A 25810-nucleotide genomic window follows, 5' to 3' on the forward strand; every position below is an offset into this window, starting at 1 on the left:
ATTGTTGAAAAATAAAAAATTTTGTAGAAAATTTAAAAAGAATGATTGAGTAGTAATTCAATTTTCTGTATAATCAGCTTGTTTGACAATACTTATATGAATTTGGGGGTAGACAATTGGGTAAAGCATTGATTATAGGAGCTGGCGGAGTAGCCAGCGTTGTGGTACACAAGTGTGTTCAAAATTCGGACGTGTTTGAGGAGATTTGTATCGCAAGTAGAACTGTTTCAAAATGTGACGCTCTAAAAGAAAAACTAGATGGCGGAAAAACAAAGATTCATACCGCACAGGTAGACGCAGACAATACGGAAGAGGTTATTGAGCTAATTAAAGCCTTCGGGCCAGAAGTTGTTATTAATGTAGCACTACCTTATCAAGACTTAACGATTATGGATGCTTGCTTAGCGACAGGTGTACACTATGTGGATACTGCAAACTACGAGCCACCTGAAACGGCAAAATTTGAATATAAATGGCAATGGGCTTATAAAGAGAAGTTCGAAAAAGCTGGTTTAACTGCTTTACTTGGTAGCGGTTTTGATCCAGGTGTAACGGGCGTTTTTACAGCTCATGCACAAAAACATGAATTTGACGAAATCCACTACATAGATATTGTGGATGCAAATGCCGGTGACCACGGTTACCATTTCGCTACAAACTTCAACCCAGAAATCAACATTCGTGAAATTACTGCGAATGGTCGTTACTGGAAAGAAGGCGAGTGGATTGAAACTGCACCACTTGAGAAAAAAGAGGTTTATAACTTACCAGAAATCGGACCAAAAGATATTTATCTTTTATACCATGAAGAACTAGAGTCACTTGCTAAAAATATTAAAGGCTTAAAGCAAATCCGCTTCTGGATGACATTCTCTGAAAAATACTTAACACATTTAAAAGTATTAGAGAATGTTGGTATGACTTCTATTGAGCCGATTGAATTTGAAGGACAAATGATTCAACCAATTCACTTCCTGAAAGCTGTACTACCTGATCCAGCATCACTTGGACCACGTACAAAAGGAAAAACGAATATCGGTTGTATCATTCGCGGTCTAAAAGATGGTAAAGAAAAAACATATTATGTCTACAATGTGTGTGACCACGAGGAATGCTATAACGAGGTTGGTTCACAGGCAATTTCCTACACAACAGGTGTACCAGCAATGATTGGTGCAATGCTTGTGATGAACGGTCAATGGCGTAAACCTGGCGTTTGGAATGTCGAAGATTTCAATCCAGATCCATTCATGGATGCACTAAATAAATGGGGTCTACCATGGCAAGAAAGCCATAACCCAGAATTACTTGACCTAGAGTTAGATGCAAAGGAATTAAGTCGATGAAGCCAATTGATTTCTCAAAAGTTCCATCCCCCTCTTACGTAGTGGATGAACGATTATTAACAAAAAATCTAGAACTTTTAAAATCAATTCAAGATCGCACAGGTTGCCGCATTTTACTTGCCTTAAAAGGGTTTTCAATGCATTCAACATTCCCATTAGTAGGTGAATATTTAGCAGGGATTACGTCTAGCTCATTATTTGAAGCTCGACTCGGCTATGAAAAAATGGGCAAAGAAGTTCATGTCTATGCACCAGCTTACATCGAACATGAAATGGACGAGCTTCTTGGCTATGTTGATCATATTGTGTTTAATTCATTTAACCAATGGAATCAATATAAGGACCAAGTAAAGTCTGCTAGTAAAACAATTGAATGCGGTATTCGTATTAATCCTGAGTACTCTGAAATCGAAACAGCACTTTACGACCCTTGCTACACGAATTCTCGTCTTGGCACAACATTAGCCAACTTCGACAAGTCACAGCTTGACGGTATCGATGGCTTACACTTCCATGCAATGTGTGAGCAAAACTCAGATACGTTAGAGCGTATTATACAAGTTGTCGAAGAAAAATTTGGTGATGTTTTACATCAAATGACATGGTTAAACTTTGGTGGAGGTCACCATATCAATCGTGAGGATTATGATGTAGAAAAGCTTGTGAACATTATTAATTACATTCAAGACAAGTATAACCTTCTCGTCTATTTAGAGCCAGGTGAAGCTGTTGCACTTAATACAGGCTATTTAGTAGCAACTGTTCTCGATGTACAGAAAAACGGTATGGACCTAGCAATTTTAGATACCTCGGCAACTTGCCATATGCCAGATGTTCTAGAAATGCCATACCGCCCAATGATTATTGGCTCTGGTCAACCAAATGAGCTAGCTTACACATATCGTCTAGGCGGGCTTACTTGTCTGGCTGGTGATGTAATTGGTGATTATTCATTTGAACAGCCTTTACAACCAGGCGATCGTCTAGTATTTACAGATATGGCACATTACTCAATGGTGAAAAATCATATGTTTAATGGCGTAAATCTTCCATCAATCGTTTCTTATAACGATGAAGAATGCATTAAAGTCATTCGTGAATTTAAATTCGAAGACTATAGCGGCCGACTTTCATAAGGCAAAGAAAATCCTCTCCAACTTAATGCTGGAGAGGATTTTTTACGGCTGCATATTCATCCAACTATCAACATGATGAATGGCAAAACCATTATAACTTTTTTTATTGGCATAATGTTGATGAACTTGTGCTAACTGTTTGTTCATATAGGCTTCTCCATCATCATAGAAGGTAATATTATTCCCTTCATCAGTGGCTCCTGTTTCCACACCAATAACAATCGACTTTTTTACTTTTTTTGCATAATTAATTTCATGTTCAACGATATTAATAATGTCTATAGCAGCATCTCGATAAGCCATTATTGAAACACTTTCTACTTGGTCAATTACCCAGTCAGCTAATAAACCATTACCGAATTGGTTTTTGTAAGTAATTTCATCAAACCAAAATGGCATATCAACTTCCAATGGCAATAGTAATCGGTCGGTATCCCCTTGCGCTCTAGTAACAAGCGCTTGATAGGATTCAATCGTTTTCGCTTGGTTCGAGCTCCAGCCACTATTTAAATAGGGCTCTACATCAAGATGAACGCCAGAAAATTGCTCTGTTGCTGCTGCATTTTCATTATATGTTTGTAACCAATCAAATAGCTGATCCTGCATTTTAAAGCCCTCTGCTGAAACCCAACTTGCAGAACCATCTAACGCATATACTTTTATCCCTTTTGCCGTTGCTTTATCGATAAAACTTTTGTAATAATTACTTGCTATATCACTATTAATTTGTAAATATAATTTATTAACTTGTTTGCTTTCTAAAAATGAAAGTACTCCTGATTCACCTTCAACAATCTTTGTCGTGTCCCATAACCAAGTAGCCCTATCCTGCATGGCCATTGCGTCTACCTTTCCCATTGTTAATCCTAGCGTGCTTACAATTGCTACAATAAAAACAATGATTGCTTTTGATAGTGAATGACTTCCCATATATTACATCTCCATTCTATTGGCCGAGGCTCATAGAACAGAACCTGGCAACCTGACAATCATGCACTAAAATAGTGTTTAGACTCATGGCTTTGCGTCCTTCCCTTTCGGTGAAGTTTGCCTTTTACAGTAGTTTTCTTACCATACATAATACGATGTTAGTATGGATATGTCAGTAGGTAAATCGCATAATTCTATTGATAACTTTCAAATATGTACATATGAACACAGGTTATTTTTACTATATTAGAAATAAGTAATTTATGTTACTAACTTGTAGCGATTGAAAAATCGTGGATAGAAGAGCTAGTCAGAACGAAAATCAACGACACGTTTTGGTGATAAGCTTAATATTCGGCAAAAAGAAAGACAGAATCACATATATGTAATTCTGTCCCCAATATTAACTATGAAATATTAATCATACAAAAACTTATGCCTCTACGTTTTCTTTTTCATTTTCAAGCATTTTGTGTAAATAATTTATTATTTCACGTATACCTTCTAATGAATTCACAAGTATCTTCGGGTCAACGTAGGTGATCATACGATTTTCAAGATTAGCCACAGCTGTAAAATAGCGTGTTTTAGAATAATTAACAAGTCCCATTTGCTTTAATACCGACTCATCAAAATCAAGAATTTCACGAGCTTCTGTAACAAGTAATCCATAATTTACAACATCCGTGTTCAATACTATAATTCGTGCTGTTGTAGCATTAGAAGAACGATTATAAAGAATACGCTCAAAATCAAGCACAGGGACAAGCTCGCCACGAATTCTTGTGAAGCCTAGAAGATAATTAGGCAAGTGAGGAATCGGTGTTACTTGCTCTAACTTTTCAATCGAAATCGCTTGTTCCACGGGTACTGCGTATTCCTCTGTACCACAAGCAAAAACTACTGCCTTTACACTTTCCATGCGGTCACATCCTCGATTTTTGTAGTTATTTTTTCGCAGACTCTTTAATGATTTCAACAAGTAAATCCGCTAATTTTTCTAATTCTTCGACTGGGATTTTTTCATTTGTTGTATGAATGTCCTCGTATCCAACAGAAAGATTTACTGTAGGGATGCCGAAGCCCGCAATAACATTGGCATCGGAACCTCCGCCTGAAATACCAAGCTTTGGTGTACGATCGATGTTGTGTACAGCTGCCATTGCCACTTGCACAACTTTATCTGATTCTGTTACACGGAATCCAGGATACATTAGCTTCACTTCAACTTCAGCCTTCGCACCTAAAGAAGCCGCTACTTGCTCGAACGTCTCCTGCATATGCTTCGTTTGGGCATCTAGCTTCGCTTTGTCGATCGAACGAGCCTCCGCAAGAATCGTTACTTCGTCACAGACAATATTTGTTGCCTGACCACCCTCAAAGCGACCAATATTAGCTGTTGTTTCTTCATCTAATCGACCTAGCTTCATTTGTGCAATACATTTGGAAGCAACCGTAATCGCAGACACTCCTTTTTCTGGCGCGACACCAGCGTGTGCTGTTTTCCCAATTATTTTAACAGCAATTTTTGCTTGGAATGGAGCCGCTGTTACAATGCCTCCTACTTTGCCATCACTGTCTACAGCAAAGCCGTATTTCGCTTTAATTTTAGAGGGATCTAACTCTTTAGCGCCAACGAGCCCACTTTCCTCGCCAGCTGTAATAATAAATTCAATATCACCATGTTCAATATTTTGCTCTTTTAAGCGTTTAGCCATTTCAAATAATGCGGCAAGACCTGCTTTGTCATCCGCACCTAAAATCGTTGTACCATCTGAAACGATATAGCCATCTTCACGAAGAGATGGTTTAATCCCTTTACCTGGGACAACTGTATCCATATGAGAAGTAAAATAAATTGGGTCAATATCTAATGAACCCTTTAGCGTAGCAAGTATATTACCTGCTCCATGCCCGTTACGAGTATGTGCATCATCTTGTTCTACTGTAAAACCAAGTGCTGTTAATTTGTCGATTAAAATCGGCGCAATCACTTCTTCATGTTTTGTTTCTGAATCGATTTGTACGAGCTCAAAAAACTCTTCTACTAAACGACTTGTCATGTTGTAGGACTCCCTTAGTTTACGTGTTTATCCACGTCATAGTTATCTTCTATATTTTAGCATACTGCTGCGTTTGGTAAAATAAAACGATTACATTGTTTTTCAATTGATGGCAATAATTATCCTGTTCCATTCAATTCACAAATTATAGACGGGTAATTTTTAGCTAACTAGGAAGATAAATGGAAAATTTATGTTAAAATATTTTATAGATTATTCACGTCAATTTTGGGGAGCGGTGACTTGAAGAAAAAAGTGATAATTATTGTTTCTTTGTTGGTTGTAATGATATTGTTGCATTCGACACCAAGTATGGCATTAAGAACACATATATTTTTAATGGGCTATCCAAAAGTCGCAATTTCTTCAGGGATTATTGAAGATAAAGAACATAATGCAGTAGATAAAGATAAATTTGCTGCATTAAATGCCAAAGCCTACACCCTAACAAATCCTCCAATCGAAAAAGCTACTCATGGCGAATTAAGAAACTTTCTTGTTAGGAAATTTGGATTTTTGCATTTTGCAGAATACTACGGAGATACTTAATAACCTTCGTGGGGGCTTTACAAAAAAAAACGCTCAGAGTATTGAGCGTTTTTTTCTGCTTTTTATGTTATTACTAATTTACCGTTAAAGGGAGAGTCTTTTCACAGATTACTTTGAAAAATCGCTTCTGTTTCTTTATGTAGGGACTGCAAATAGCCATCTGCCTTATTATGTTTATCCTGTAGACGCAAGATCGTATTATGGACATCATCTTGTACACGAGAAACCTGCTCTCTTGCGGTAGATATTTTAGAATGGACAGACCAAGCTGAAAAAATATCATCAAAGAAATAGTCCGCAAATTTTACAAATCCATCTGTTTCAACTGCTAACGATTTCGTTGACATATCTTGTACATCCAGTAGTTCGTTTTGGAAGCGCTGTAATGCAATTTGAGCATTATGAAGATAATTTTCGGACTCATCAAGTGCATCATGCTTTAAATGTGTAGCAATGAGACCCCCACCAAAAAACGTATCCCATGCCGAGTAACCACTTGCAGAATGCAAGGACTCTGCAGCTTGTCCAAGCTTAGTAAGCGCTGCTTCACCAGCTTCTTCCGCTTCCCCTATCTCTAAAATAAGTTGTTTCGTTAACATTTCTTCGTGCGCTAATTGTTCAAGCCTTTTTGCCTGTTCAGGCTCATGTATTTGTAAATAGCCTTTCTTTTTAGCATTTAATTGCTTTAAAACTTCATGCAACTCTTGTTCGTTAATTTGAGTAAGTTTAGTGTTTATGTGCCGTAAATCATCTGTCAAATCAAGTTCCATCTTCTTTGCTTCATTTATTTTCAATTCAAGAATAGCTGCTTCATCAATTTTTTCTGCACGTAGCTCATCTTGTTGCCCTGCCCACGTACGAATCATATTCATAAAAGAAAAACCTTCTAACTTATCGAGTTTCAAACGAATTTGATTGAGTGCTTTAGAATGTTTGTAAATTTCCTGTTGTGCACGCTCGATTTGCCTTTCAATTAAATCCTTTTGTTCACTTAACCTACTAGCAGTTCTTAATTGTGCATGAATCATTTCTTGCTCTTTTTGTAATTTTTTCCATTCCATCCATCTCAACTCCTCTTATATATGTACGAATGAAAACAGGAAATGTTTCAATTATCTGTTATTTCAATAAATCTTTTATTATCAAATGTTCGTAAAAAGAAAGCCTAGAAATCCCAAAGGATACTAGGCTAGTACAATTTTTATAGAGGAATGTTTCCGTGCTTTTTCTCTGGACGTGTTTCATGTTTGTTCGATAACATATCTAGCCCTTGAATTAGCTTAATACGTGTATCACGTGGGTCGATAACATCGTCTACCATACCGCGAGATGCTGCCACGTATGGGTTTGCGAATTTTTCTTTATATTCTTCAATTTTCGCTGCACGTGTTGCTTCTGGATCTTCCGATTTTGCAATTTCACGCGCGAAGATAATGTTAGCTGCACCTGCCGCACCCATAACAGCAATTTCTGCGTTAGGCCAAGCAAATACTAAGTCTGCCCCAATTGATTTAGAGTTAAGGGCAACGTACGCACCACCATATGCTTTACGCAGAATCACTGTAATTTTTGGTACAGTTGCTTCTGAGTATGCATAAAGGATTTTCGCTCCGTGACGAATGATACCGCCATGCTCTTGTTTAACGCCTGGGAAGAAACCAGAAACGTCTTCAAATGTGATAATTGGTATATTATAAGCATCACAAGTACGAATAAAACGAGCAGCCTTGTCTGAAGAGTCAATATCTAACCCACCAGCTAATACTTTAGGTTGGTTACACACAAGACCAACTGATTCACCAGCAATACGCGCAAAACCAACTACAACGTTTTTCGCAAATTCTGCATGAACTTCCATAAATGAGCCTTCGTCCACTATTTGCTCGACTACTTTCCGTACATCATAAGGACGAGTTGTTTCGATCGGTACAGTATCCACGATTTCCGGACGATAGTCATCACCCTCTGGACGTGCCTGACGAGGAGCTTTTTCTTTATTATTTTGTGGTAAGTAGCTTAATAGCTTCTTAATTTGATCAATAGCTTCTTCTTCAGATGGTGCGCGGAAGTGTGCATTACCACTTACAGCGTTGTTTACTTTTGAACCACCTAAATCTTCAGCAGAGATTTTTTCACCTGTTACTGTTTCAATAACTTTCGGTCCTGTAATAAACATTTGAGATGTCTTATCAACCATTAGAATGAAGTCTGTAATTGCTGGAGAATATACCGCCCCACCAGCACATGGTCCCATGATAACTGAGATTTGAGGAATTACCCCAGAGTAGATTGCATTACGATAGAAAATATGACCATAACCATCAAGTGAAAGTACACCCTCTTGAATACGAGCGCCACCTGAATCATTAATACCGATAAATGGTGTACCATTTTTTGCAGCTAAATCCATCACTGTTGCCATTTTTTTTGCGTGCATTTCACCAAGTGCTCCACCAAATACTGTGAAATCTTGAGAGAATAAGTATACTGGACGTCCATTAATTTTACCGAAACCAGTTACTACACCATCACCAGGACCTTCCATCTTGTCCATGCCAAAGTCTACTGTACGGTGTGTAATGAATGGGTTGATCTCGAAAAATGTACCTTCGTCTAGTAATAATTCAATACGCTCACGAGCAGTTAATTTGCCTTTATCATGTTGCTTCTCGATGCGCTCATAGCCGCCACCAAGTTCAATTACTGTCTTACGGTCATACAAGTCATTAATTTTGTCGAACATATCCATACTGATCACTTATCCCCTTTTCCACTTTTATCGCATAATTCATATAACACACCGAAAGATGATTTCGGATGCATGAAAGCAACTTCTGCACCACCAGCACCTGGTCCTGGCTCTTCAGATAAAAGACGGACGCCTTTTTCACGAAGCTCAGCCATTCGCTCACGAATACCTGTTACACCGAAAGCTACATGATGGATACCTTCTCCACGTTTTTCGATGTATCCGTGAATAGTACTTTTTTCACTCATCGGTTCTAATAACTCAATTTTTACATTACCCGCATCAATGAATGCAACACGAACCTGTTGAGATTCTACTTCTTCCACTTTCAGCAGCTTTAGGCCTAAAGTTTCTGTATAATATGTAATGCGTTCATTAAGATCGCGGACTGCAATCCCAATATGATCTACTCTCTCCATGGTGACATCTCCTTCTGTTATGGTACATAATCTATTTTACAGACTTTTTCGTCAAAACTCTACTACTTGAGAAATTTTTCAGATTTGCTAAACTATTTATAAGAAAAGAAGGAGCGAACGAGCATATGAGTAATAAAAAATTTCAAAAAATTGTCGTTTATACGATGATAGCAATCATGGTAATTTCATCTCTAGCATTCGGCTTATCAATGCTAGTGTAATGGAAAGCTAGGCGTCCGCATTACTGCGGGCGCTCTTTCTTTACCTTTAAACCCTTAAAAGACTGCTTAATTTCTAAATAGCGATCCATTTCCTCAATAAATTGATAGAGAGCCGCTTGTGCTAAAAATTGCTCATGATTTTTCGGCAAAGGTAATTGGGCGAAATCTAACTTTACCTGCTCTAACTTCTCCCTAAAATGACTAGCCGTATTTCCTGAATGAACATGCTCACCGAGGTCTTTTAAAAAGTCAGCGACGATTACTGCCTCTTGTACTATAACAGGAAGTGCCGTTATTTTCGGAAGAACCCTATCGATAATTTCTAGCTGCTGTTCACGCATATCAAAATATACGTAGTAGTCATTTTCACGTCTCGTAAAATGATTTTCAACATCTTTAAACGCTAGGGATTTTGCACTATTTAACACTTTAATGGCGTCAATAATTTCCTGCCCATTCCACAATGTATCGCCTTCTCTTAAATAGTTGGCAATTTCTAAAAAAATCTTACTATAAAGCTCCTCAATTTTAACTCTATAGTAATTTAATTCCTTTTGAATGTCTGGCATATACATATTTATAGCTATTCCCGTACCATATCCAATTGCCATTAATGCGAATTCATTAGAAACTAGTGCCAATGAAAAGCTTTTGGCTGCATAAATATGCATGATAATTACTGCACTAGAAACAAAACCATCTGCAACCTTCAATGATACAATTGTTGGTATGAAAACGATCAGCATACCTGCTAATGTAAGCGGATGATAGGAAAATAGCTCAAAGCTCAAAAATGCATAAAGCATACCGATAATACTTGCGACGAATCGTGTATAAGCAGCATGAAGAGATTTTTTCTTCGTTGGCTGTACACATAATATTGTTAGAATACCAGCAGATGCATAAGAAGCTAATTCAAAGTATTGGGCAATGGCAATAGCGATTGCTGCACCAAAGGCCGTTTTTAATGTACGATAGCCGATTGAAAACTTCTTCAAGTCGACTGCCTCCTATCTTTTAGTACTCTACTTATTTTATTCAATTTAAAGAAAACTATAAGCTAATCATTTAGCCAATATTACAAAAATTCTAAATGCAATTCTACTGAAATCCGTGGAGAAAGCGATGCTAATTCGGAGAATTTTTTAGTAGTAACACTCCGCAGACATTTTATAGCCTGCGGAGTTTTCTGCTAAATGAATAGCTTTTCTTTAATTGATTAAAATTAAAGTTCGTCGCAATATTCCTCAAAGTTTGCTTGTAAGTTTGTTACTACTGACATTGGGTCATGTCCCTCAATTTCATAGCGTCCAACTTCTGCTACTACTTGTCCATCCTTTAATAACACAAATGATGGAGAAGATGGTAAATGATCTTCACCGAAGTGATAACGAGCAGCTGCAGTTGCTTCTTTATCTTGACCAGCAAATACCGTTACAAGATGGTCTGGACGTTTATCGTAATGTACGCATTGTGCTGCTGCTGGACGTGCGATACCTCCTGCACAGCCACATACTGAGTTTACCATGACTAAAGTTGTACCTGGACGAGCAAACGCCTCTTCAACAGCTTCTGGCGTGCGAAGCTGCTCATAACCAGCACCCTCAATTTCTGCACGTGCTGTTTTTAAAATTTCTTGCATAAATAAATCGTAATCCATATTCATATAGCGATAAGCTCCTTTCAAGTTCGCGTCATCTTAAACTAATAGCTTTAGATATTGGCGCATATACATCTCCTATCATAGCAGTTAGTGACGAATTTGTGCACCTAGTTGCTCATAACAAAGGTAATATTATTTCTATGATTGTTCGTCGCTAAACAAACGATCTACACCTTGTGTGACTGTCAACTGTCCATTTAAAATTTGACGTTCTAAAAGTTGTACCTGTGCTTTACGTTCTGGATTACCATAAAACATATCGATTAAATGGTCGGTAATCATCGATTGGAACCAATCTTTCGTCTGATTTTGGCGTCTAATTGACCAGTAATTATTTGCCTCAACAATTTGTCTGAACTCCCCTATTGTACGCCAGACATTGTCGAGACCACGTTTTTCCCATGAGCTTACCGGCATTGCTGTGGACATCCATCCTGGGGTTGCCGGCTGTAAGAAATGTAAAATTTGCTTATACTCAGATACCGTTTTTTTAGCAAGACGAACATTATCACCATCAGCCTTATGAACAACAATGGCATCCGCTAATTCCATAATGCCCTTTTTCATGCCTTGTAGCTCGTCCCCGGCACCTGTTAAAACTAACAGCAAGAAGAAATCAACCATACCCCGGACATACGTTTCACTTTGTCCAACACCGACTGTTTCTATTAAAATGACATCGTAGCCAGCCGCTTCACAAACAAGCATCGTTTCACGTGTCTTCTTATGAACACCCCCTAGGGTACCAGCCGATGGAGAGGGACGAACAAATGCATTAGGCTTTTTCACGAGCTCCTCCATTCGAGTCTTATCACCTAATATACTTCCTCCTGATAAAGAAGAGCTTGGATCAATCGCAAGAACTGCCACTTTTTTCCCCATCTCACAAAGCATCGTTCCGAAAGCCTCAATAAACGAACTCTTTCCGGCACCAGGAACGCCTGTGATCCCAATACGGACACTGTTTCCTGTATGTGGTAGAAGCTCTTGAAGAAGTTCTTGTGCTTGCACTTTATGTGTAGCATTTGAACTTTCTATGAGCGTAATAGCTTTTGACAAGTGTGTACGAGAGCTTGCACGCACTTCTTGTGCAAGCTCCTGAATGTTTAAATTGTCTGCTTTTTTCTTACGGAATTTTTTCGGTGTACCATATTGCATCCCGTCGTGAGTTGCCTCTACTCCGTCTATAACAAATAGCGCACTTTCAGGCATTCCTTTGTTTTTGTCCATTATTCAGACACTTCCTCATAGCCTAAACGTTTATAAATCTCTTCAATAATCTTTTGTGCCGATACAGGAATAACTGTACCAGGGCCAAATATCGCTACTGCGCCAGCTTCATAAAGGAATTCATAATCTTGTGCTGGAATAACACCTCCAACAATAATAATGATATCTTCGCGGCCCAGTTTTTCTAACTCTGCTACTAATTCAGGAACAAGCGTTTTATGACCAGCTGCTAATGATGATACACCAATGACATGAACATCATTTTCCACAGCCATTTGAGCTGCTTCTGCAGGTGTCATAAATAGTGGTGAAATATCTACATCAAAGCCTAAGTCAGCATACCCTGTTGCCACAACCTTCGCACCACGGTCATGTCCATCTTGTCCCATTTTCGCCACTAAAATACGTGGGCGACGACCTTCGTTTTCAAGGAACTCCTCTGTCATTTGTTTCATTTCAGCAATTTGCTCCTCATCTGAGAAGTTTGCAGAGTAAACGCCAGAGATTGAACGAATAACTGCTTTATGGCGACCCGAAACAACTTCGATTGCATCAGAAATTTCACCTAAAGAAGCACGAGCACGGGCTGCATCTACAGCTATCGCTAATAAGTTTTCTTCACCATCTTGCGCGGCTTTCGTTAATCGAGCTAGATGCTTTTGTACTTCTGCTTCATCACGAGCTGCCTTCATTGCTTCTAAACGTTCAATTTGCTTTTGACGAACTAATGTATTATCAATGTCGAGAATGTCGATCGGTTCTTCTTTCTCTAGACGATATTTATTTACACCTACGATTGTTTCTGTTTTAGAGTCGATTTTCGCTTGACGTTTTGCTGCAGCCTCTTCGACTTTCATTTTTGGAAGACCTGTTTCTATTGCTTTTGCCATACCGCCTAGTTCTTCGATTTCTTCAATTAATGCCCATGCAGATTTTGTAATTTCGTCTGTTAATTTTTCCACATAGTATGAACCGCCCCAAGGATCAATAACTTTTGTCATTGCCGTTTCTTCTTGTAGGAACAGCTGGGTATTACGTGCAATACGTGCAGAGAAATCAGTTGGTAGAGCAATCGCTTCATCAAGTGCATTTGTGTGAAGAGATTGCGTATGCCCCATTGAAGACGCATTCGCTTCGAATAGTGTACGTGCAACATTATTAAATGGATCTTGCTCTGTTAAAGACCAACCAGATGTTTGTGAGTGTGTACGAAGTGCTAATGTCTTAGGGTTTTTCGGATTAAACGTTGACATCATTTGTGCCCAAATTCGGCGCGCAGCACGCATTTTTGCAACTTCCATATAATAATTCATACCAATTGCCCAGAAGAATGATAGACGAGGAGCAAAGGCATCAATATCGATTCCAGCTTTTAGCCCAGTACGAACATATTCAAGACCATCTGCTAGTGTATAAGCAAGTTCGATGTCATTTGTTGCGCCCGCTTCTTGAATATGGTAACCAGAGATGGAAATTGAGTTAAATTTCGGCATAAATTTCGCTGTATATTCAAAAATATCTGCAATAATTTTCATAGACATTGCTGGTGGATAAATATATGTGTTACGAACCATGTATTCTTTTAAAATATCGTTTTGAATGGTACCCGCTAATTGGTCTGGTGTAACGCCTTGCTCTTCAGCAGCAACGATATAGAATGCAAGAATTGGTAATACAGCACCATTCATTGTCATAGAAACTGACATTTGATCCAAAGGAATTTGATCAAATAAAATCTTCATATCTTCTACAGAGTCAATCGCAACACCAGCTTTACCAACATCCCCTGTTACACGAGGATGATCTGAGTCATAGCCACGGTGAGTTGCTAAGTCAAAGGCAACAGAAAGACCTTTTTGACCCATCGCTAGATTACGTTTGTAGAATGCATTTGATTCTTCAGCTGTTGAGAAACCAGCATATTGGCGAACAGTCCAAGGACGAGCAACATACATAGTAGGGTATGGACCGCGTGTATTTGGCGCTATACCCGCTACATCGTTTAAATGTTTTGCCTCTTTAATATCTTCTTTTGTGTATACATCTTTAATCTCGATACCTTCATTAGTCATAAATTTTTCTTCTGACGCTTGAGGCGCTTCGACTGCTAAAACTTTTTCGATTTCAACTGCACTAAAATTTGGCTTGCTCATCGTTGGACCTCCTTCATGCTAGCGAACACTGAATTTAATTTTTCGATGATGTTCTGTCCTGCGAAAATAAAGCCGTTTAAGCCATTTGCTAACCAAGCTTCTTCTTCGTCTTTAAATTTACCGGCAACGTCAACAATTACGTTAGCTGGTTTGCCCGCTAAAATTGCTGGTACTAATTCTTTTGTATCGTCATCATTACCTGCAATTACTACATATGTTGCTTCTGTAGCGTTTAACCAAGCTAATGCTTCTTCAGCTGTAGCAACTGGTTCGCTTTTTTCTGGTACTAGCCCTACAGTGTTTAAGAAACCTGACACGAAATCAGCACGTGGTTTTGAACTTTTAAGTGTACCTAATGATAAGATTCCCGTTTTCACATTTGCCGTAGTCATTACCGCACGTAATTGCTCAAAAGGTATAGCAATTCGCTTAATTTCTGCAAACACTGGGTTTGTTTCGCTTTCAAGTACATCTGCTGGATTAGCATAAATATTTGTACCTATTAATGATTGCTTACGCGTTTGTACCGCTTTGATACGAGCTTCATAGGATTTTTCTAGTTCCTCCGTAAGCTTTCCTGATGCAGTGTAAGCGTCAATACCTCCAGCTGCTTCAATTTCTAGGAATAATGCCCAAGCTTCCTTCACAAAATCTGCTGTTAATGACTCAATAAAGTAAGAACCACCAGCTGGGTCTATAACTTTTAAAACATTTGTTTCTTCTTTTAAGATTAACGATACATTTCGTGCAATACGAACCGATTGATCGGTTGGCTTCGTTAATGCATCATGAGGGTGAACTGTAAAGACATCCGCACCGCCAATTAAGCCAGAAAGAGCTTCATTCGCTGAACGTAATAAGTTTACATAAACATCCAGCTTAGAGAAGCTTCTTAATGATGTTTCAGCAATAGTTGGAACTTTTACGCTTTTAGATACTCCATAAGCGGATGAGAACGCTTTCCAAAGTACTTTAAAAGCACGGAGTTTTGCAATCTCTGTAAAGAACTGTGTATCGACTGCAAAAGATACATAAAATTTCTTCGCGAACGCTTCAAAGCTTTCTTCTTGTTTTGCGTATTTTGCGGCTAATGCAAGTGCATAGGCTAATTCTTGCACAGCATTTGCGCCTTCATTATGATAAACCGTCGTATCCGCACCGATTGAGCGCACGCTCGGGAAATTATTTAAAGAGATAGGATTTTTAGATACGATGAAACCTTTGACAGTTTCTCGCTGATTAACTGCTATTTTGTCGAACACTGCTAATAATGGATCATTTGAATTTTCAACCGCAATTTTAAACGAATATTCTGAGAAATAAGTCCCTAATTGTACCAATACTTCTTCAGTCCATTCGAAATTTACACGGCTATCAATTGTTACTACTTCATTGCCTCGAGCTAAGCTATCATCCAGCTGTGCAAAAAATGCTTCACTAGTATCAGCATATATTTGCTGTGCCACTTGAAATGCTTCATTATTTTGTAGGGAACGGATTGTAGCAACTTGTTTATCAAGTTCTTCACCAAGTTTTGCTACTAAACTTTCTTGGGTATAAAGAGGTTCTAATGTAATACCTTCACTCGTTTTCGTTAAAAGAGACTCGAATGGTTTCCCTTTTAAAGCCTTGATTGCTGCATCTTGCCATTCTGAATAGGACGGCTTTTCAAATTCAATATTTTTCATGTTGTTTGACATGCGGACGCTTAATCAGCTTCCCCCCTTAGTAGTTTCTATTTGTTATTCTACATGACAAATTGCGACTCGGAAAGCAAAAAAAAATCGGAAACCGTTATATAACAGGTTTCCGAGAAGTCATCAGTAGACTGACGTTGAAGATTTATTTGTATTTTCGAGTATTTCTTTTACTCTACTTAGGAATTTACCACAGACAAGTCCATCAAGAACGCGATGATCTAAAGATAAACATAAATTCACAATATCTCGTGCAGCGAACATTCCACCAGGTAAAACTACCGGTTTTTTTACAATACTTTCCACTTGCAAAATAGCCGCTTGTGGATATTTAATGATGCCCATCGACTGTACAGAGCCGAATGCACCTGTATTATTAACCGTAAATGTACCACCTTGTATATCATCCATCGTCAGTTTTCCTGCACGAACTTTCACTGCGAGCTCATTAATTTCTTTAGCAATACCTTTAATTGATTTTTCATCAGCGTGTTTTATAACAGGAACGAATAATGCATCATCTGTTGCGACTGCAATGGAAATATTTATGTCATGTTTTTGGATAATTTTATCTTCTGCCCACATGGAATTCATCATTGGGAATTCCTTTAGAGCTTGAGCAACTGCTTTTACGAAGAAAGCAAAATACGTAATATTAAAGCCTTCTTTTTGTTTAAACTCTGTCTTGATGTTATCACGATATGCTACTAAATCCGTAACATCTACTTCCATCATCATCCATGCATGTGGCACTTCATGAACGCTCCGTACCATATTATTGGCGATCGCACGGCGTACTTTTGTGACCGGAATTTCAATATCGCCTACTTGAATTGGTTGTACAGATGTGGCTAGTTTCGTATTCTCCTGTGATGTTGGTGCTACAACAGGTACTGACTGTGGTACGGCCGAATCGATTGCAGAAGGTGTTTCCACTAGAGAAGTTGGCACATTTCCTGCCTCAATCAGTTGCATTAAGTCTTTTCTTGTTATACGTCCCCCTTCACCAGTACCTGTGATTTTATCAAGGGCAATTTCATACTCTTTTGCAAGTCGGAGAACAGCTGGTGAATAACGCACTTTATCCTGTCGAACTGTTTTTTGCGATGCTTTTGTAGCTGTAGTTGGCTGTTGCGTCTCCTGTTTCTTTTGTACACCTGCATTTAAAATTGCCGTACTGACCGCTGATTTTTTCGGAGGAGGAGGAGGAGGTAACTCACTGTCACCTGCTATTTCAATGGAACAAACGACTGCACCTACTGGTAACGTTTGCCCTTCCTCTACAAGTAGCTCTGTAATGACTCCTTCAAAAGAAGACGGGATTTCTGCATTTACTTTATCTGTTACAACTTCTGCTAATGGATCATATTTTTTTACCGTATCACCTGGCTTAACAAGCCATTTTTCAATCGTACCTTCTGTTACACTTTCGCCGAGCTGTGGCATTGTAATATTTTGAATAGCCATCATCTATTCCTCCCATCAATATTATGCCTAGGTGTAATTGGATCTATCAAATTACTATCATATTTATAAAATACTCATCACCATAAAGTGGGGGTTGATTTCCGTTCCGGCTTGTATAGCCACGACATAACGTTTTCAGAAATGTCATCCTGAACTTTTGATGAAGAGTCTTGAAATATCTGTGAATGAATAAGCTTTAGGCTATGACGCGTAGATAAACAATCACAGCTATTTTAGCTTTTCAAAGCTTCTATTTACCACATGAGTGGATGAACCTTTTATATTAGAATGCTGCAAGTTCTCTCATTGCACGCTCAACTTTATCCGGATTGATCATAAAATATTTTTCCATCGTTGGTGCATATGGCATAGCTGGAACATCTGGTCCTGCAAGGCGCTGAATTGGTGCATCGAGCTCAAATAAACAATGCTCGGCAATAATTGCTGCAACCTCACTCATAATGCTCCCTTCTTTATTATCTTCAGTAACAAGTAAAACTTTACCTGTTTTACTTGCCGCCTCAATGATCGCTTCTTTATCAAGTGGATATACTGTGCGTAGGTCAAGAATATGTGCTGAAATACCGTCTGCTGCTAGGCGTTCTGCTGCTTGTAATGCAAAATGGACAGCTAAACCATACGAAATGACAGTAACGTCTTCCCCCTCCCGCTTCACATCTGCCTTACCAATAGGCAATGTATAATCGTCGACAGGTACTTCCCCTTTAATGAGTCGATAAGCACGCTTATGCTCAAAAAACAGTACTGGATCCTCATCGCGGATTGCTGCTTTTAACAAGCCTTTTGCGTCATAAGGTGTTGATGGAATAACAATTTTCAAGCCTGGTGTTCCTGCAAAAAGTGCCTCTACAGACTGCGAATGATAGAGCGCTCCATGAATCCCGCCACCAAATGGTGCACGTATAACCATTGGGCAAGACCAATCATTATTTGAACGATAGCGGATTTTTGCTGCTTCAGAAACAATTTGATTAACGGCAGGCATGATGAAATCAGCGAATTGCATCTCGGCAATCGGGCGCATCCCATACATCGCAGCACCGATACCAACCCCCGCAATGGCACTCTCGGCAAGAGGCGTGTCAAGTACACGATGTTCACCAAATTGCTCGTAAAGACCTGCTGTTGCTTTGAAAACTCCGCCTTTGCGACCAACATCTTCTCCTAAAATAAAAACACGCTCATCACGTTCCATCTCTTCCTTCATCGCTAATGTAATCGCATCAATATAAGACATCACTGCCATTACATATCACCTCCGTCCGCTGGTGCATATACATATTTCAAAGCATGCTCTGGTGTTGCATACGGAGCAGCTTCTGCATAATCTGTTGCTTCATTCACCTCTGCCATGACACGTTCTTCTATTTCAGCACGTAGTGTTTCTGTCATAACGCCTACATCCGTTAGGTACTTTTCAAACAACAGAATTGGATCATTTGCCTTTCCTTCTGCTATATCCTCGGCAGTTCGATATTGACGATCATCATCATCCGAAGAATGGGCCGTTAAGCGATAAGTCACTGTTTCTATTAAACTCGGACCTTCACCACTACGCGCGCGATCAGCTGCTTCTTTCACAACCTTATAAACTTGTAACGGATTTTTCCCGTCAACAGTAACACCTGGCATACCATAGCCAATACCGCGATCTGATACTTTTGCACAGCCTAATTGACGTTCTACAGGCACAGAAATTGCGTATTGATTATTTTCTACCATTATAATTACTGGCAGCTTATGCACTCCTGCGAAATTCGCACCTTCATGGAAATCACCTTGGTTTGAAGAGCCTTCACCTAGCGTAACAAAAGTAATAAAATCTTCTTTTTGTAGACGGCCTGCTAGAGCAACTCCTACCGCGTGCGGAACTTGTGTAGTAACTGGCGATGAGCCTGTTAGAATACGATTTTTCTTATGCCCGAAGTGACCTGGCATTTGACGCCCACCCGAGTTTGGATCCTCTGCTTTAGCAAATGCGGATAACATCAAATCTCTTGGTGTCATGCCAAAATGTAAAACAACTCCCATATCTCGATAGTAGGGTGCAATATAATCTCTATTATTATCAAGAGCAAAGGCTGCCCCTACTTGTGCTGCCTCCTGTCCCTGACAAGAAATAACAAATGGAATTTTCCCAGAACGGTTTAATAACCACATGCGTTCATCTAACCTTCTCGCCATTAACATCGTTTCGAACATTGCAAGTACATCTTCTTTTGATAAACCTAAATCCTCATGCTTAATTTGAACACTTTGCATACGAACACCCCTTCCCGACGTTTCACTTTCACTAAATTAAAAATGAATGGCGCGATTATCCACTGCTAATGCTGATTCCGCTAGTACCTCATTTAGTGACGGATGTGGATGAATAGCCTGACTAATTTCCCAAGGCGTTGCGTCCAATAATTTAGCAAGTGATGCTTCTCCAATTAAGTCTGTCACATGTGGTCCTACCATATGAATACCTAAAATATCATTCGTTTCTTCATCGGCAATCATTTTCACAAAGCCATCTGTCTCTCCATTAACTAGCGCTTTTCCAATCGCCTTGAATGGAAACTTACCGACTTTCAATGAATAACCTTGCTCTCGAGCAGCCTTCTCTGTTAAGCCAATACTCGCAACTTCAGGGTAAGAATACACACATTTTGGTACATTTAGAACATTTAGCGCCTCTGTTTCCCCCGTTGCAATATGCTCAATCGCAGACAACCCTTCATGCGAAGCAACATGAGCTAATTGTAAGCCACCGATAACATCCCCAATGGCATACATATGTGATTCCTGCGTTTGATACGAATTATTGACTTTGATAAACCCATTTTCAACTTTTATTTCTGTATTTTCTAATCCAATATCTTGTGTATTTGCTTCACGCCCAACACAAAGCAGTACTTTATCAGCCTCAAATAATTCATCCTTATCATCGACTTTCGCAGAAATGAAAACGTTATCATTTTCAATTTTAAAAGTCCCTGTATCTAAGCGGGCGTTCGTCACAATTCGGACGCCTCTTTTTTCAAGCTGCTTAGTTACCTCTTTTACAATATCCGTATCCTCTGCAGGTAAAATGGATGGCCCATATTCAATGACCGTTACGTAAACCCCAAAATCACAAAGCATAGAGGCCCATTCAATTCCAATAACGCCTCCGCCAACTATTAATAATGACTTTGGCAAATTTTCCATTTCCAGTGCATGATCAGAGTTCATCACATATTTACCGTCAATTGTTAGTCCTGCCATTCCTCTTGGCCTTGATCCGGTGGCAATGACCACATTTGTTGGAACGAGCATTTCATTTTCATCGCCATTATTCATTTCAACTGAAATAGTGCCAGGCATTGGTGAGAAAATGGACGGACCTAAAATTCGACCTGTTCCCTGATAAACGTCTATTTTGCCTTTTTTCATCAGTGTATTCACACCTTGGCTCAATTGCTCAACAATCGTTTGCTTTCTTATCTGCACTTTGTCGAATTGCAATGTAGCGCCTTCAATATCAACACCATATTCAGCAGCTGTTTTATTTGCCATACGATACACTTCTGCGCTTCGAAGTAAGGCCTTACTCGGTATACAGCCTTTGTGCAAGCATGTTCCGCCTAGGCGCTCACGTTCAACAATAGCTGTTTTTAAGCCCAACTGTGCAGCTCGAATTGCTGCAACATAGCCACCTGTACCTCCGCCTAAAATGACAACATCATAATTTTGAGCCATATGGATTCCCCCTTTTGAGAAAACTCTTGTTCCTTTGGTACTAAGAAAAATGATCTGACCTTGCCGTTTATAGTCATTTAAACTATTAAGCTACTACAAAGTTAGAAGAAGTCGACAATGCGACTTCTTTAAACGAATAAACGGTTTTTAACGACCGTGTAAAATATTTTTTTCATTTTTTAAAAATTGGCTACGAGACTTCGATACTCGAGCGATACGTTCTTCTGCTAAACGATTAGCCGCAACATATGTCGGAATGCCATCACGTTTAGAAATCTCGAAGATTTTTTCGATACTATCATAAATACCTTCCACACGCTTCATCGCACGCTCACGGTTATATCCATATAATTCATCCGCTACATTTATTACGCCACCCGCATTAATCACATAATCAGGTGCGTACACTATCCCTAATTCATGTAAATAATCACCATGGCGAGAATCTTGTAGCTGATTATTGGCAGAACCTGCGATAACCTTTGCTTTTAGTTGCGGAATCGTTTCATCATTTAAAATCGCTCCTAATGCACAGGGTGAGAAAATATCAACTTCCTGTGAATAGATTTCCTCTGGTCCTACAGCAGTCGCACCAAAATCATTCACAACTCGATCAATTGCCGCTTGATTAATATCTGTAACAACAAGTTTTGCACCTTCATTATGTAAATATTCGCAAAGCTTGTAGGCTACATTGCCTAAACCTTGTACAGAAATAGTACGCTCCTCTAGTGAATCAGATCCAAAGGCTTCTTTTGCCGCTGCTTTTATACCACGGTATACCCCGTAAGCAGTTACTGGAGATGGGTTTCCTGATGAACCAAAAGCCGGAGAAATTCCCGTTACATAATTTGTTTCCTCATGCATTAAATCCATATCTGTCACTGTTGTACCAACGTCTTCTGCCGTAATATAGCGACCATTAAGCCCTTGGATAAAACGTCCTAGTGCACGGAACATTTCTTCATTTTTATCTTTAAATGGGTCACCGATAATAACCGTTTTTCCTCCGCCAAGGTTTAAACCAGCTGCAGCATTTTTATAGGTCATCCCTCGTGCTAAACGTAATGCATCCTCGATCGCATTTTCCTCTGATGCATATGTCCACATACGTGCCCCGCCTAGTGCTGGCCCAAGTGTTGTGTCATGGATAGCAATAATCGCTTTTAACCCTGATGCTTCATCTTGGCAAAATACCAATTGTTCATAATCATACTTTTCCATATACTTGAAGATTTCCATGAAAACTCGCCCCTTTGCTTTTGAAAGTGCATCCCCAAATGCCCATTCCAGTTCAGTATAATAAGTATATCAATTATGCCTCAGCATAATAGCGTCCGGAAACGGCTTTATGCTTACACATTTCTTTCCGATTCCGCGACATCCGCCGGAGGCTTTAAATTCTTTCAGCTAGTATTTGGACACCAGCTGAAAGAATTTAAAATTGTTTAACAATGGATAATAATGCTCCATTTATTTTTACAATACTCACAATTTCACAATTTATCAACTATTATTACATTTTCTTGTTTAAGTAAGAATTTTCTAAACATTCAGTTACGGTTATTCTATTAGTCTTTACTAGTTTTTGGGTACATCAGTTACATAGCTTCCTTGACATTCCAATATCCACAGGTACAATTAAAATTAGGAATAAGGGGGGACATGCATGGCTCGTTTTGCTGCATTTATTGTAATGCTTATTCCAGGTCTTATGGCTGCAGGTGGCATTAAATTTATGCGTGATACATTATTTGGTAAGCTCATCTCACCTTTCCCATTTTTATGGCTACAATTCGTCGTTGGCATTATTCTTTTTGTTATAGGCTTTGGCTTTTTCGCAGGATTTTTACTTCACCGCGATCGAAAAAATGGAAAAGTGGCTCCGCGCTTCCAAAAAAAATAAAAATAGCTATCCTTTTAAGTTCAAAAGACTTATTGGATAGCTATTTTTATCTTCATTCATAAGAATGATTATCGTTGCTGTTTCGCAATTACTTTATCAGGAAAATCAGTAATCCAACCAATTACAGAAGGATGCGGATTCAATAAAAATGTTTCATCCCCATCGATTGCATAATAACGACATGCTTTATTACTCGCTACACAAGCCTCCAAATATCTTGGCTTATAGTACCTTTTATGCATATGAACACTGTCAATAGCTCTGTAATCACTAAGCAAATCCCACTTTAATTTTTTTGTTGCTATAAGTGCTGTTTCATAGTTTGGCTTATATTGTTTTACAATCTCCAGTAGCTCATAGTGAAACGATGAAAAATGACTACCAACTGGCAAAGTAAGCCCATGAAGCATTTGAATAAGTGCGCTTTTATTATTAAGAATTGTTGATTTTAATTCGATATTAAGGGGTAGCTGTTGTGAATTTGCCCAAGCTAAAACGACATCAAACGTCGGGATTTTAAACGTTGAAAACAATCGCCTCCATGGCTTCCCAAGTTTAAAGCTTACTAGCTCTTCTATCGTACATTCGTTCACATGCTTATTGATGCCAACCAATCTTGACAGCTGTGGATCATGATACACAACTGGAATACCTTCTATTGAAAGTTGGATATCTAATTCAATCCCATCTGCTCCTAGCTCTAAAGCCTTTTCAAAAGCCTTCAAAGTATTTTCAAGTGTATACGCTGAAGCCCCCCGATGTGCAAATACAGGAATGAATGATTCCCTAGACATTTAACTCACCAAATTCGAGAAGAAATTTACCATTTGTCACCTTACTTAATAAGGATGATTTTTTGCCAATTTGAATATAGGTACCAGGATGAGCTTCCTTCGTCACAATAATTTCTTCTTTTCCAGCATGACGCATCTCATCCATTATGAGCTTAACCTCATGATCGATTGTTACTGCATCCGCTTTCAATTTTGTTAAGCTTTGTTTTGTTTCCTCAAATGTAGCTATTTGTTCCTTAGACATTTTATCAAGGAAAGGCAGTAAGCTTTTAATTTTCCCCTCGCGCTCAGAGATTTCTGATTGTAGCGATTTAAGCTGTGAAGCCTTCTCTTGCATCATAGCGTATCTTTCTTGTTTATTAACGCTTTCAATGATTAAGTCCGTCCGACGCTCTAAACGGTTTCCTGAGATGGCAGTGACGATTGTATTTTTAGCTACCGCACGGCCCCCAATAATTTTCCCTTTTCGTTCGTCCACAAAAATTGAATGCGCAGAGAGTTGTGATCCTAATGCGTAAAATCCTATATGAATGCTGTCAGCTGCAACTAGATTTGCTTCATTGACATGCTTAACGAAAATATTTCCGCCTGCCTCTACAACAGTTGAGCCTAAACCAAAAATCCCTCCACGAATATAAACGTCTCCTTCAATGGATTTAATAAGTTTGGCACCGCTTACACTTTCAGCACCCTCGATGGAAATATCTCCAGTAGCAATGACTGTATAGCCTGATGTAACTGTTCCTTTTATACTTAACGAGCCATTAAATTCAATATTCCCTGTTTCAACGCCAACGTCACCATTAATCGGCAAATGTCTATTAACACCGATCATACCTTTAACATCATCTAAGACACCAGCTATTTTAGAACGAATGACAGTTTTTCCATCCTCTTCTACTTCATAAGCTGATTTTTTATCGTATCGTATAGGAAAATCACGGCCTGGTACAGCAGGCATAATTTCTCCCAATACATTTTTCCCCGGTTTACCTAATGTTGCAGGGATTTTTTCACCTAGCCAAGAACCTTCTGAAATTTCAGAAATAAAGTTCATGTCATAATAATCAGCTTTCCCATCTTCGCGAATTACTGGCTTTCTCTCTGGTTTAGGTAAGTATGTAATTTGTGCATCAGTTCCTGCTACAGGTGGTGTGCCTTGTGCAATTAAAAATGCTTTTCCTGGATCAATTTTAGAAATATCAAAATCTAATATTCCATAAACAATTCCTTCGCTCTCGATTGTTTCCAGAATTTGTTGAGTTAATTTCTCTTTATTCTCTTGTATATAATCATGTGTTTCATATACAAATATCGAGGCAGACATTTTATCTCGTGCAATTTCTGCTTCAACATTTGGAAGCCAGCGTCCAATTTCAACAGGGCTATTGTTTTCTGTTGCTAAGACATTTTTTAATATTGAAAAATTTGACAATTTAAGTCGGGGATGACTACGTAAAATACTATCAAATTCCTTTAATGGATAGCCAGCACTGTAAGTAATCATATAGACCTTACCATTTTCTTCGGTTATTTCGAATTTATCATTTCGAACTAGTATCAAGTTACCTCCTCCTTCCCTCTAACAGTAAGTATATACAATCTAATTACATTTGTTTAGAGACAATTGTCACTACCAAGAAAGATTTTACCCATACTTTGTAAGCAATATATTTATATATACTTTTATTTTCAATATCACATTTAGTCGTTTTTTACTATAAAAAGGTATTTTTTTAC

Annotated in this window: 23 protein-coding genes and 1 riboswitch; of the genes, 5 read left to right on the forward strand and 18 right to left on the reverse strand. The window is 38.7% G+C overall.

What is annotated here, in order from left to right:
• The first annotated feature begins 116 nt into the window (after positions 1–116).
• Entirely contained in the window at positions 117–1346 is a 1230-nt protein-coding gene (locus tag ACIQ7N_RS02290) for a saccharopine dehydrogenase family protein (protein WP_132356621.1), read from the forward strand.
• A complete protein-coding gene (gene nspC / locus ACIQ7N_RS02295; RefSeq protein ID WP_402930031.1) occupies positions 1343–2482 on the forward strand; it encodes a carboxynorspermidine decarboxylase in 1140 nt (379 codons plus the stop codon). The genes ACIQ7N_RS02290 and nspC overlap by 4 nt, the downstream gene beginning before the upstream one ends.
• A 42-nt stretch (positions 2483–2524) precedes the next feature.
• On the opposite strand, the gene ACIQ7N_RS02300 is transcribed toward nspC, so the two are convergent.
• From ACIQ7N_RS02300 to ACIQ7N_RS02310, 3 genes are all read right to left on the reverse strand, one after another.
• Positions 2525–3412 (reverse strand): amidase, encoded by an 888-nt coding sequence (locus tag ACIQ7N_RS02300; protein ID WP_402930032.1) that lies wholly within the window; start codon positions 3410–3412, stop codon positions 2525–2527.
• Positions 3413–3455: 43 nt separating this feature from the next.
• Positions 3456–3544, reverse strand: a riboswitch (cyclic di-GMP riboswitch).
• Positions 3545–3845: 301 nt separating this feature from the next.
• A complete protein-coding gene (locus ACIQ7N_RS02305) occupies positions 3846–4334 on the reverse strand; it encodes a chemotaxis protein CheW (RefSeq protein WP_132356624.1) in 489 nt (162 codons plus the stop codon).
• A 25-nt stretch (positions 4335–4359) separates the two neighbouring features.
• A complete protein-coding gene (locus ACIQ7N_RS02310) occupies positions 4360–5475 on the reverse strand; it encodes a M20/M25/M40 family metallo-hydrolase (protein ID WP_132356625.1) in 1116 nt (371 codons plus the stop codon).
• Positions 5476–5718: 243 nt separating this feature from the next.
• On the opposite strand from ACIQ7N_RS02310, the gene ACIQ7N_RS02315 reads away from it, so the two are divergent.
• Entirely contained in the window at positions 5719–6024 is a 306-nt protein-coding gene (locus tag ACIQ7N_RS02315; protein ID WP_402930034.1) for a hypothetical protein, read from the forward strand.
• Positions 6025–6125: 101 nt separating this feature from the next.
• On the opposite strand, the gene ACIQ7N_RS02320 is transcribed toward ACIQ7N_RS02315, so the two are convergent.
• From ACIQ7N_RS02320 to mce, 3 genes are all read right to left on the reverse strand, one after another.
• On the reverse strand, positions 6126–7085 hold the full coding sequence (locus tag ACIQ7N_RS02320) for a hypothetical protein (RefSeq protein ID WP_402930036.1): 960 nt from the start codon (positions 7083–7085) through the stop codon (positions 6126–6128).
• A 140-nt stretch (positions 7086–7225) separates the two neighbouring features.
• Positions 7226–8773 (reverse strand): acyl-CoA carboxylase subunit beta, encoded by a 1548-nt coding sequence (locus tag ACIQ7N_RS02325; protein WP_248716369.1) that lies wholly within the window; start codon positions 8771–8773, stop codon positions 7226–7228.
• A gap of 5 nt (positions 8774–8778) precedes the next feature.
• The gene (gene mce / locus ACIQ7N_RS02330; RefSeq protein WP_132356629.1) at positions 8779–9192 is read right to left on the reverse strand and encodes a methylmalonyl-CoA epimerase; all 414 of its coding nucleotides are present in this window, start codon (positions 9190–9192) and stop codon (positions 8779–8781) included.
• 125 nt (positions 9193–9317) lie between these two features.
• On the opposite strand from mce, the gene prli42 reads away from it, so the two are divergent.
• Positions 9318–9413 carry a stressosome-associated protein Prli42 gene (gene prli42 / locus ACIQ7N_RS02335; RefSeq protein ID WP_156304613.1) on the forward strand — a complete coding sequence of 32 codons (96 nt, stop codon included), beginning with the start codon at positions 9318–9320 and terminating at the stop codon, positions 9411–9413.
• A gap of 20 nt (positions 9414–9433) precedes the next feature.
• Here the strand turns inward: prli42 and ACIQ7N_RS02340 are convergent, their stop codons facing one another.
• From ACIQ7N_RS02340 to ACIQ7N_RS02385, 10 genes are all read right to left on the reverse strand, one after another.
• On the reverse strand, positions 9434–10411 hold the full coding sequence (locus ACIQ7N_RS02340) for an aromatic acid exporter family protein (RefSeq protein ID WP_132356630.1): 978 nt from the start codon (positions 10409–10411) through the stop codon (positions 9434–9436).
• 227 nt (positions 10412–10638) lie between these two features.
• Positions 10639–11079: a BrxA/BrxB family bacilliredoxin gene (locus ACIQ7N_RS02345; protein WP_053483738.1), complete on the reverse strand. Its 441-nt coding sequence runs from the start codon at positions 11077–11079 to the stop codon at positions 10639–10641.
• Between the two features lie 135 nt (positions 11080–11214).
• Entirely contained in the window at positions 11215–12306 is a 1092-nt protein-coding gene (gene meaB, locus ACIQ7N_RS02350) for a methylmalonyl Co-A mutase-associated GTPase MeaB (protein WP_402930039.1), read from the reverse strand.
• A complete protein-coding gene (gene scpA / locus ACIQ7N_RS02355) occupies positions 12306–14459 on the reverse strand; it encodes a methylmalonyl-CoA mutase (RefSeq protein WP_402930041.1) in 2154 nt (717 codons plus the stop codon). Before scpA ends, meaB begins: the two co-directional genes overlap by 1 nt.
• Positions 14456–16159 carry a methylmalonyl-CoA mutase family protein gene (locus ACIQ7N_RS02360; protein ID WP_402930043.1) on the reverse strand — a complete coding sequence of 568 codons (1704 nt, stop codon included), beginning with the start codon at positions 16157–16159 and terminating at the stop codon, positions 14456–14458. The genes scpA and ACIQ7N_RS02360 overlap by 4 nt, the downstream gene beginning before the upstream one ends.
• Positions 16160–16279: 120 nt before the next feature.
• On the reverse strand, positions 16280–17623 hold the full coding sequence (locus tag ACIQ7N_RS02365; protein ID WP_402930227.1) for a dihydrolipoamide acetyltransferase family protein: 1344 nt from the start codon (positions 17621–17623) through the stop codon (positions 16280–16282).
• Positions 17624–17906: 283 nt separating this feature from the next.
• Positions 17907–18890 (reverse strand): alpha-ketoacid dehydrogenase subunit beta, encoded by a 984-nt coding sequence (locus ACIQ7N_RS02370; protein ID WP_274068516.1) that lies wholly within the window; start codon positions 18888–18890, stop codon positions 17907–17909.
• Positions 18890–19906, reverse strand: coding sequence for a thiamine pyrophosphate-dependent dehydrogenase E1 component subunit alpha (locus tag ACIQ7N_RS02375; RefSeq protein WP_402930045.1), 1017 nt, complete (start codon positions 19904–19906; stop codon positions 18890–18892). The genes ACIQ7N_RS02370 and ACIQ7N_RS02375 overlap by 1 nt, the downstream gene beginning before the upstream one ends.
• A 36-nt stretch (positions 19907–19942) precedes the next feature.
• The gene (gene lpdA / locus ACIQ7N_RS02380) at positions 19943–21370 is read right to left on the reverse strand and encodes a dihydrolipoyl dehydrogenase (RefSeq protein WP_402930047.1); all 1428 of its coding nucleotides are present in this window, start codon (positions 21368–21370) and stop codon (positions 19943–19945) included.
• A 147-nt stretch (positions 21371–21517) separates the two neighbouring features.
• Positions 21518–22612, reverse strand: a complete 1095-nt coding sequence (locus tag ACIQ7N_RS02385; protein ID WP_402930048.1) for a Leu/Phe/Val dehydrogenase — start codon at positions 22610–22612, stop codon at positions 21518–21520.
• Between the two features lie 427 nt (positions 22613–23039).
• Here ACIQ7N_RS02385 and ACIQ7N_RS02390 point away from each other — a divergent pair, with 427 nt between their 5' ends.
• Complete coding sequence (locus ACIQ7N_RS02390) at positions 23040–23276, forward strand: DUF2627 domain-containing protein (RefSeq protein ID WP_079561768.1); 237 nt, start codon at positions 23040–23042, stop codon at positions 23274–23276.
• A gap of 68 nt (positions 23277–23344) precedes the next feature.
• Here ACIQ7N_RS02390 and ACIQ7N_RS02395 read toward each other — a convergent pair whose 3' ends face one another.
• Both ACIQ7N_RS02395 and ACIQ7N_RS02400 read right to left on the reverse strand, forming a co-directional pair.
• Complete coding sequence (locus tag ACIQ7N_RS02395; RefSeq protein WP_402930050.1) at positions 23345–24070, reverse strand: glycerophosphodiester phosphodiesterase; 726 nt, start codon at positions 24068–24070, stop codon at positions 23345–23347.
• Positions 24063–25634 (reverse strand): flagellar assembly protein A, encoded by a 1572-nt coding sequence (locus ACIQ7N_RS02400; RefSeq protein WP_402930051.1) that lies wholly within the window; start codon positions 25632–25634, stop codon positions 24063–24065. Before ACIQ7N_RS02400 ends, ACIQ7N_RS02395 begins: the two co-directional genes overlap by 8 nt.
• Positions 25635–25810 lie beyond the last annotated feature (176 nt).

This window comes from Lysinibacillus sp. NPDC095746, assembly GCF_044763535.1.
Classification (GTDB): domain Bacteria; phylum Bacillota; class Bacilli; order Bacillales_A; family Planococcaceae; genus Lysinibacillus.